The 10457-nt window shown below is 37.8% G+C and carries 7 protein-coding genes; 1 reads left to right on the plus strand and 6 read right to left on the minus strand.

Annotation, left to right across the window (positions count from 1 at the left end; all coding sequences use genetic code 11):
- Positions 1 to 134: 134 nt before the first annotated feature.
- From H8B06_RS17390 to H8B06_RS17400, 3 genes are all read right to left on the minus strand, one after another.
- Entirely contained in the window at positions 135 to 896 is a 762-nt protein-coding gene (locus tag H8B06_RS17390; RefSeq protein ID WP_190995476.1) for a hypothetical protein, read from the minus strand.
- A gap of 10 nt (positions 897 to 906) precedes the next feature.
- Positions 907 to 4710, minus strand: a complete 3804-nt coding sequence (locus H8B06_RS17395) for a YecA family protein (RefSeq protein WP_190995477.1) — start codon at positions 4708 to 4710, stop codon at positions 907 to 909.
- 65 nt (positions 4711 to 4775) lie between these two features.
- On the minus strand, positions 4776 to 5654 hold the full coding sequence (locus tag H8B06_RS17400) for a hypothetical protein (protein WP_190995478.1): 879 nt from the start codon (positions 5652 to 5654) through the stop codon (positions 4776 to 4778).
- Positions 5655 to 6056: 402 nt separating this feature from the next.
- Here H8B06_RS17400 and H8B06_RS17405 point away from each other — a divergent pair, with 402 nt between their 5' ends.
- The gene (locus H8B06_RS17405; RefSeq protein WP_190995479.1) at positions 6057 to 7046 is read left to right on the plus strand and encodes a DUF6602 domain-containing protein; all 990 of its coding nucleotides are present in this window, start codon (positions 6057 to 6059) and stop codon (positions 7044 to 7046) included.
- A gap of 576 nt (positions 7047 to 7622) precedes the next feature.
- Here the strand turns inward: H8B06_RS17405 and H8B06_RS17410 are convergent.
- From H8B06_RS17410 to H8B06_RS17420, 3 genes are all read right to left on the minus strand, one after another.
- Complete coding sequence (locus H8B06_RS17410; protein ID WP_190995480.1) at positions 7623 to 7994, minus strand: hypothetical protein; 372 nt, start codon at positions 7992 to 7994, stop codon at positions 7623 to 7625.
- A 68-nt stretch (positions 7995 to 8062) separates the two neighbouring features.
- Positions 8063 to 9250 (minus strand): hypothetical protein, encoded by a 1188-nt coding sequence (locus tag H8B06_RS17415; protein WP_190995481.1) that lies wholly within the window; start codon positions 9248 to 9250, stop codon positions 8063 to 8065.
- Between the two features lie 237 nt (positions 9251 to 9487).
- Positions 9488 to 10456: a hypothetical protein gene (locus tag H8B06_RS17420; protein WP_190995482.1), complete on the minus strand. Its 969-nt coding sequence runs from the start codon at positions 10454 to 10456 to the stop codon at positions 9488 to 9490.
- Position 10457: the final 1 nt, after the last annotated feature.

Here is a 10457-nt window from a genome sequence, read left to right on the forward strand (position 1 = left end):
CGCCCCGAGCTATCGGTTAGCACACGGAATCGATTGATTATCGTCTCAAGAATTACCCTATAACTGCTTAAAACTTCAATCGCCTTGCCATGTGATACAAATTTGGCAGCTTATGCGTTAAAATAAGATAAATATTAGTAACCTGTATATGGTAAAACGTAAGGATTACGCTCCATTTCGTTTTTCATTACATACCCTTGAACATCCCAGAAATCCGCAACCTGAATTCTTGTGCCGCGGCAGCCAAAATTCACTATATCGTTAGGCAATAAAAGCCATTCGCTATTTTTTGAAATAAGCTTATTGGCCCTGTTGTATTTTTTCTGTCCCGTAAAATGTTCCATAAGTATCCTAGGATTTACGACGATTAAACTATGCTTCTTTTCAGAAGCATTGCATACGCCACAACCCGCATTACTAAGCGCCCATTCTAAGGCAATTGTTTCGAAAGGCTCATCGCTATTTAACTTACTGGGGGTTTTACGGTTAGGGTTGCAGGAAAAAGCAAAGTCCCATACGCCTTCAGCAATTGGTTTTAGGTCGCCAAAAGGTATCTTCACGTGGAAAATATACCTAGTTTCGAGATAGGGTTCATTACATACGATCAGGTCATCAGCGTGCATCCTGGAAGCCCAATCTTTGGCCCGTCCCTCATCTTCTGAAAATGAAATATAATCAGTGATCGCATAGTAGCTTTTTTCGTATTCTTTTACGTGATCTATATGTTGTTTGATGGTTTCTAAAAACCCGATCCGTTCTATATTTAACGGATCTCCAAAATTACCAAATGCTCCAGAGACGATGCCTTCAGACCGATAAATGGCAGGTTTCGTCCGATCGTTATTTATATCATCCCCTCGATACAAATTTAAAATAATAGATGAGTTTAGATCCATATACTATGTGTTAATTCTTTGATTGTGGTTCAGCTGGGAAATTTCTCGATATCGCATCGTAGCCTTCCTTCTGTATAACATAGCTGGAAAGGAAGGGCAATGGTAGATCCATCTCTCTAAGGTGGGGAGTCAGCATGTCTTCTTCCGTTATAAAAAAGGACAGCACCTGATAATCATCAACGTCGATTCCAAATTTTTCACTCAGCTGATGAAGATTTGATTTTAACCATAAATCCCGTTCCATATGCTTATCTATCCACCCTTTTTTTTCAGATCCTCCAAAGAGTTTTGATGATTCCTCTACCATTTCTCGAATATTTCTGCTTGGAGCCATCGCCTTGCATTCCAGACTAGCTATCTTTTTCCTTTGAGGATCTATAATCAAAACATCAATATCTCCTATCAATGTAGTGTGCTTAAACTGATGCTCATTTTTAGGTCCAATAAATTGATCTGTTGCGATAATTAGGGCTGTCGCATCGATGGAATCGACCACTTTTTTGACCAATGCATCACCTCGCATTTGTGCGAACTCTCCCAAAACCTTTTTAACAGCTTTTTCATTTTTCAATACCCTAAAGCGATCCATCTGGCATTGCTCTGCCAGATATATTCTTGATGCCAAAACCTGCCGTGCCCCCCAATAGGCTACTTTCGCACCAGCCTCATCTACAATTATAAGAGGCCTTCGCATGAGGGACAATAACCGGTTAAACCGCCAAGGCTGAACATCGATGTCCTGATACCCTTCCGGGATTGTGGTCACATTACCACGATGGGTTAGCGAGAGAAATGCAATTGCACGATCAAATTCTTCCTGTTCAAAAACAAAAGTTCCTTTGTTGATTTCTGCTCTAAGCAGATTTAAAGGCAGTGATGCATAATCCCTATCTTGAGAGAAGCCTATTCCAGCCAGTCCGTCTATAAATTGACATATTCTTGTGAAACTGATTCCATAGTCGGTTATAAAAGCTTCATCGAGATTAATAGGCACCTCTTTCCCTTTAACAGAATTATTTTGAGGAAAAACCTGCTTGAATGTTGCAATGGCGTCTGAGACATTTTCAGAAGCCTTTGATCGGTGGTAGGGGTCAAAGACCTCATGATGGATTTTCTTATCCGTGCCAATCCGGCCAGAGTTCAAAATGCCGATGCGTGTATCAAATAGGTTGAAGAAGATGTGGTCGCTTGTAGAACCCCAGGAAATTATTTGATCCATTATGCCAATCAATTCATCTATTGCGGTTGTAGATATAGGTCGGTCGCCATAGTAAGGTTCCGCTGTGATGTGTTCAATAATCCCCCTGATGGCAACAGTTGTCCGGCTGAGTTTACCCATACTTTCTTCCAAGTCCTCTTGCTGTTGTTCCTGTGAAACGAAACATGCGATCCTGGTGGGTGTATGTATTCTTATTTCTTCCCTTTTATGAATCAGGCTTTCGTGTTTTCCAATTAAAATTTTCAATAGTTCAGTGCTATTGTACGACCGTAATTTTTCCCGCAACATGTTTAGCAGGACTTCTTTAGCCAGCTTATCTGCAAAAGCCTGGCGTTCATCTTTGGTTTCAAGCTCACCAACTGGAGGACAACTATTACCGAGTGCCGGAACAATCGTATCCAATACCTTGCTTACATCATATTCTTGGACATACCTGTGTTCTGTTATATGTCTCGGATCTATTAGCATATTGTCATTGCTATCCAATATGAAGAATTTCTTTTTCATACCAAGTGGTGCTTGTTTCGCCAGAATATCCTCCAGCCGTTCTTCCGGTATAATAGGTAAGTCCTTTTCAGATAAAATTTGATTGAAACCGTACATAAGCTGTGTTACAAGAATGCGTTCGCCTTCATTGTCGGAACCATATAGATATGGGATCAGTTGATGGGGGACGATGATATTAAATCCAAATTTGGTAACACCGACTTTGAAGAAAGAAGCCAGATGCTCCTCCCTTTTAAAATCCCGCCTGATGTTTTCAAATTTTGATGGATCATCGAGTTCGAAAGTTATGATTATCGGATCGTTTCCAAGTAGTTTCAAAAATGAATTTACCTGACTTTGAATTTGCCAAAGCCAATAAGCGATTGCATCGCACAGTTGCCAATAAATATCCCTTAGCTCCTTGTTTAATGGAAATGGCAAGTTCTTGGCTTCCACCCAGACGGGCTGGTTAAATCCTTCTACCGCGAATCTCAACCTCTGTTCAGCCAAATCCATTAGATTTAGATATATCGGTGCATAAGTGTCTTTTCTTTGAACGGGAACAGAAACGATTCTGTGATTGATATTGTAATTTATGGCGTGTGCGTCTACTTTTGTTTTAGCCTTGACCAGCCACTCTTTTGACGCGCCAAAATTTAGTGGCGGCATCGGATCTTTCACCTCGTCTGTATAGTAAAAGGAATCGTTCTGTTCTTTATAGAATTTCAACAAATCAAGGACTGAGAATTGCGCAGGTAAAATATGGGAAGTAAATCTTTCCTTAGTCAATGCAAACTTCCATAGATCAATTGCGTTTACATTTTGAAGTCGCCATAAGGCCTCAATATCAAACGCACTAGTTACGATCGCTGGAATCTCTTCGTGTGCTTTATTCATAAAATAGACTGTTCGGCCTATCATGGATAACAGCGTTAGCTGCAAAATATGGAAATGCCCGAAATTTTTATCGGCTTTGAGTATGGTGATTGCATTTTCCGTTTCCTCAGGAGAGACTGAGCCTTTGATAGCATGTTCAGGCGTTTGATGATAACCCACCCCATTATCAGCAATATAAGAAATGTAGGCTATCTTATCGGTATCAAATGTATAATAAGTGGAACGTTCATTACACAATTTCTCCGATCCATTTACTTCCACAGATTTAAAGCCAAGTTGCCCCAAGTATAGCTGCATCGAATTCCAAATAACATCATGATATGCGTCTCCCAAACTAATTACGACCCCAGCACGATCAGCTTCTGCCCACATATAATCAGTTAAAGCCAAACCAATGCTTGCAGGAGAGGTAATGATATACTCCCCGTTTAGTTGGATGATCGGTTTATATAAAATTGGGTTTCTTTCGATCTCAAATATATCTGCAGGCAAAGTTGAAGGATCCAGAACGAATAAATCTAAAGCCTGTTGAGCGATTCCATGTTCCTTAAGAAGCAATCGCATTTTTGCATCTGTAAATGTAACTGCGGCCTTAAGCTGTTCCAGTTTATCGTCATTAGGAACGAAAATTAGAGAGTCTGTTTTTAATCCGTCCTGGTATCGTTGCAATCCCGCTCGTTTTGCAACAATATCGCTGATTAAAAGCAACAGTTTAGCGACATGTCTAATGTTGGTTCTATACTGGAGAGGGAGTTCCGTTTTCGGCCATTGATATATTGCTGTTAACAGATTCGTCAGAATCTGTTCGCCAGTCTCCGTAATTCCAGGCAACAACAAATAATCTCCACCGTAAAAAGATACCAACTCAGTAAAAAGATTTACACAAGGATCCTCCATATAGCTAGCAGGAAACTCCTTTTCTGTAAAATGCTGGATCTCCTTTGAGGTAGGGATGCCTAACTCATTCATAGAAAGAATAGATCTAGTAGTCAATTCTTCAAGCCTGAAATTCTTGCCATGGTTTTCTGGCATAAGGGTTAAACCAGCAAACGTTTTCAGTAATTCTGATGTCGAATAATTACTGAAAAAAGGTTTGGCTACATCCTGTGATTGCAATCCATCAGACTTTGATAGAATACTCTTATTTATACAACACTTTTTAAATTTGATGCCGCTACCACAACTACAGAGGTCGTTTCTTCCTACTTTCATTTTTGTATTGTTTCGTATTGATCAAATCGCTATATAACCTTGGCCTTATCCCTTATATTTCAGTTTTAATAGCTTAGTTTTTCCTTTATTTCCTTATTAAATTCCAACAGTTTTTCAAGCTGGGGCTGTATTTCTTTTTCCAATACTGATATTTCAGAATCGACATAGTACAAATTGTTGTATCTCAATTCATCTAATGTGGTTGTTAATGTACGTATCTCATAGATAAATCGTTGGACTACTTCAGTTGGAGGTTGTTGTTTCACTTCTTCGAACATGGAAACGCAAAATTCGTTATAGAAACTCTCAATATTTAATGGCTTTTCTAATAGAAGTTGATTGAATATATCTAAATATTTTTCATATAGCGAGTTATCCACTGCTATCAACCCCGGCATAATACTATAAAAATTATCAGCAATACTTTTAAATTTTGTCCTTAATGTAATACTCGTCTTTATGTGTTTTTCATTGCCAACCATTACCTGTTGCAAACGTTGATCTATAAAATCCAATCGTCCTAAAAATTCCTTGTACTTCTCTATATTATTTTCATCGCTACCAAACAACAATGTAAAACCCTGAAATACGTCTTGGGAGTCAATAGTTCTTATTCTATTTAAATGTTGAGAGACCACTAACTTGGGCAAAGTTAACTCGAACGGAGAACCTTTTATTATTTCACCTTGTTCAACGAAATATCCTTTCTGCTTTGCAACTGTTTCTAAAGCGTCTTCCAGCAAAAGAGACAAAAAAAACAATCTGTCTTTTAAATAGGACTCTCTCGATAGCAACGAAGCCTTATGATCATGGCGGATAGTTTTCCGAAAAATGTATAGTGAACCTAAAATTCCAAGAAATGCCCCTATAATTGTAATAATTAAGGTCTCCCAAAAAGAAGACGCCCCTTCTAGATAATAATGTTCTCCAAACCTAAATATCATTTTTTAATCAAAATAAAATGGTAAAAACCCCTATTATAACGAGTTGAAAATCTCAACTCTAAAATTATGAAAAACATTGATAAATACGCGTTTCGAGAATCGGCTAATCGATATCACTTAGAATGCCTCTGTCCCGCACCACCATCCTTCTTGTCTGCAAGTGCAGGCTTATGTATCGACCCGATATCCCTTCTTTGAGATATAGGTGAGTGCTTCTATATCCAAGATATCATCCCATTTTAATGCTGGCTGATCGTGTTGTTAGACACACCTGCTTTTCCTTGTACGCATTTCGAAGAGCGAACGAAAAAATGCTTTAGGACAATGGCATAAAACTTTTGATTTAAACAACCTGCTCGCTCTGAATCTAATTTTGTAAATTAGCGTGTAAAGTTAAGTTTCATGGCAAAAGATACTCTTCCACTGAAGATACAGACACCCAATCAGGGCTGGAAACAGTTCCTAATGGCAAGGGATGAAATGCTAGCGGCATACGATAGGGCACGTGAGATGAGCCGTAAAAGAGCGGTACAGACCGAACACGGCAATGTTGCCGAAGCCGAGTTTCGCAGGTGGCTCACCAACTTCCTACCAAAGCGATATGGCGTCACCTCTGGCTATATTGTCTCGCAGGGCATTCCTAACTCAGAGAACATGGTGCATTATGATGTAATCATCTATGACCAGATGGAGTCGCCTATTCTTTGGGTCGAAGGCAATCCGGACTCTTCCGACTCCGGTAGATCACTGGCCATCCCTGTCGAATACGTGTATGGAGTAATCGAGGTAAAGTCCGTGTTCAATAAAAAAAGTGTAAAACAGGCTGTCGAGCATTTGAGGAAATTGAGACCGTTGATGGGGATCCCTAAACCTTCAGTCCATGACTATAGATTTTACCTGCCCAAAACTTTCTTTTGTGCAACTGTTTTCTTTGAATTGCACAAAAGCAATGAAAAGGATTTTGCAGCACTCGATGCCTATTTAGATGGTTCAGACCTTAGGGGATTTTATGGCGGCTACATCCTTCGTCCAGAATCGCACGAAAAATATTCCAGTGGAAAGATCTTGTTCGAGTATCTGTATGATGAAGAAGAACCATGTCGCAACTCCCTGCTCTTTTGGGCGCACTCCAAATGCAAAAAAGTCGGCAAATACCATTTAAGAGCAAGAATAACTCACTCGGAAACTTACTTCTCGGAATTTGCCTTCGACATCATTGCACTATTAAAAGGCACTTACAAACCGTACGCCTTATCTAGCATGTATGCTTTTGGCACAACAGATTGGGAAAATGGAAGCGCTGTAAGTACAACCTACGCTAACCCAGAGGATGTTAAAAGGTATCGGGAGGAGCTGGATAGAGTTTTTAACCGGAATTCTGAGGACAAGTAGCGAAAAATGCTATGTATAATTCATTTAAAAATATACTGTGTGATTGAATTCGACAGGAATTTAATTCACTTTCTAAAAATTATTGCCCGTAAGGGCCGTCCGAAATTTTGGACATAGCAAAGTGCTAAGAATAACCTGCTCTTAGTGTGTAGATTTCTGCCAAAGTAGCCACCACATTTCGTTCCAAGCTAGCTACTAAACTCATTGCTCAGCTTTGCAACCCCATCCCACAGGAGAAATCGAACTTTTAAAAAAAGGTCTTAATGCTATAGTAGAGTGTGTTTTTAAGGTAGTCTTCAACAAAAGCCTACAGATTTTACCCATAAATATCGAACTATAAACAACCGGGTATTAACATATTGATTCACAGATTTTTATTGACATAAAAAAAGGAGATAACTGTTATATGGTGTCTTAAGTAAAGAGTTGCGGAAGCCGCCTATTAGAGGATTGTGAAGCGATATTAAACGCTAAGGATATTTTTGAGTAGATTACAAAATAGTTTCGATCTGATCTGGCAGTTGGGCAATCTTTCTACTAGATTTTAGGCGGGTTTCTACCGAATCATTCCCTATATCAGACTCTCCTCTGTTTCCTTAACTTCATGATGAGAGCTATACCTTCTTTTGTCATATTAGCTGCGAACAATTTGTCTGTTTCTTCAAGTCTTGATAGAACAAAACATCGGAGGGATGGGGATTTTGGAAACCAATTCAAAGACTGAAGTAAAAATATGCATTGGCAATTCGCATCAACATTTTGTTTCTCAATTATTTTATCTATATTATTTCTTATAGACGTTAAGAAATTTTTTCTATCTATTTTGTTGGCTAACTCAACAACCCGTTGATTTTTCAACGGAGTAGGTATTGGCATTAACGAGATATGATTTCTCTCTTTTTTATTTTCGAGGGTATTGATTGAAAGAGAAGACAATTTCTCATCCATATCTTTTAAATGTATAATAAATTTGGTCTAACTTTTCTTAGATAGTCATTATATAATATGGACTTAAATTAATCATCATGACTTACCACGTAGAATATGTCCTCATATTGATTGTTAAGGATTTTACAAATTTTTTCCGCTATAAAAGTATTATAATCCAAACTTTGAGCATGTGGTGCCAAGCTGAAGATGTCTTTCAATGCATAGCATCCATCATAAACAAGAACCATGTCATTTTCGACTAGATATCGTACCGTTGGATTGTCCGTTTCTTGACTAACAATATTGCACCAACCACAAAATCCAAAATCCTCATTTTTTTCCAAATATTCTTCTCCAAGTCTTTTAGCCTCCAATTTACAAAATGCCAATACCTGATTTAGCTTCTCTATTTTTTCTTGACTAAGCGGGGTATAATTGAAAGTATAGAACACATCAACAGGCAGATCTTCTATGTTTTTCACTTTTCCTTTAGCAAATAATTCTATAGCAAGATCCAGAATAAGAAATTTAATATTGGCAGTAAATTCTCCAGATCGTATATAACCACTTTCCCGTATTGTCCTAACATATCGTTCTAACACCAAGGCCTCCTGCTTACTTTTTACGATAAGAATAACTTCATCAAAACTGTCGATGTCAAAGAGATATAGACCATAGAAATAATTGTCATAATTTTCGTTATCAGGCCATATCTCATCATTTCCAATAATCCTCCATTCCCTTTCATGAGTCCAGTCTATCTCCTTTGTATCTCCCAACTGAAAAGCTACATAACGATATTGTTCTCTTATGGGTAAAACAGTCTCCTTGATAACCCTGAGACTTGGATTATCCATTGGAGACTCATCAAATTCAAAGATATTGTCTACAGAAAGCCCATAAATGACCGGTCTCCCTCCCTTTTTAAAAAGATCTTTTTTTTTGACAGCAATTCCGTAGTCAGATACACGGTATGGGTTTTTTCTTAAGTTACGATATTCTAACAGGTTGATTATTGGCATTTCAGTAAAACATATTGTTGGCTCAAAACCATAAATGGTAGCTTTACCATTCCTGAAAGAAAAACTACCTCTAAGCCCACCTTCGACAATGATATTAAACATACATTCCATCTCCGTCATTCGAGCAATCTTATCATTCTCAGCCAAGTGCATTTGACCGCCAAGCTCGAATACCAAAGGAAGATCTTTTACATCTTGTTTCCGTAAAAAATGAATAACATAATCCGAGATGTCTGTTCTTTTAGTTCGCATTGTTGGTTCCTCGTTCTATGATTTGTAGCCAATGGTTATTTAAAATAAAGCGGTGATTGTTAAATCGCAATTTGATTAATTTCAAACTTAACTGCTTTTTCAACTATCCCTCAAACATTTCACATAGTATTCGCTTTTTGTATTTTATAAATAGATCCTAAAATACTAATTATTAACAATACTTCATTTTTCAAGTAAATCATTCAATCATGAATAATTCACTTAAAAGAGCCTGTATCAATCTTTGAGAAATGAAATAGAATTTGAGGGCTTAATAGATTTAAGATTTTGTAGTAATAATGGGTATCGGTCAAAAACACTTACTAAAAAGATCATCCCATGGTTATTACTTACCTGCATGTTCAAATCGTGTACCTTAAATATCTTTTCAAATGCACCCACATTATAGTTCTGGACAAAATAGAACAACAAGGACCGTTCACTGGACGACAAACTCTTGTAATATTTTTTTATTGTTTCAGGTTTGAGAAATAACATATCATTAGTAGTTCCCCAGTAATCATCAAATTGCATAATCGGGGAGCTGAACAAATAGTTCCAAACTTGCTTTACAGCATTCAAGATGGTGTACGAACTATATTTTTTCTCAAGTTCTTCAAGTATCTTATTAAGGATCGCCGACACATCATCTATTGCTTCTAACACGTATCCCTGATTAATTCTCATATATTTGCCCTTATTCCTAGGATCAGCACCTGTCGTCCAGATATATTTCAAATCAACCTTTAAATTATTATGGATCAGCGAGTTTCTTCTTGCTTTTTTTTCACGAAGTCTTTTACTATACAATGACGAGAGATCACCTATTTCCAACAATTCGGAATACGCTTGAAGCAATTTGCCGGTGTTGTCGTAACTACTCTCAGAGATATAAGTTGAAATAAGATGTGCTATAAACTCATATGTGAAATCTCCGCTTAGAAGTTCATTCTTGTACTTTTCAGAATCAAGTCTAATTTTAGGGAGCTTTTCAGGAAAAGAAAAAAGATACCGTTCAATGCATTCATTTATTGAACCCTCGAACAACGCTATCACATAAGCGAAGATCCCCTTATCAATAAAGTCGGTTGAGATCGGCTGTGTTTGGTAGTGTTCCTTAATTTTATTTAATTCCCCTATACCGTTTAAGATCGGCTCAATAAGATCATCGTAAACCAAAAGGTTGGGCTTTTTCCTCATAATCATT

Origin of the sequence: Sphingobacterium micropteri, from assembly GCF_014692515.1 — a bacterium.
In the GTDB taxonomy this organism is placed as follows: Bacteria; Bacteroidota; Bacteroidia; order Sphingobacteriales; family Sphingobacteriaceae; genus Sphingobacterium; species Sphingobacterium micropteri.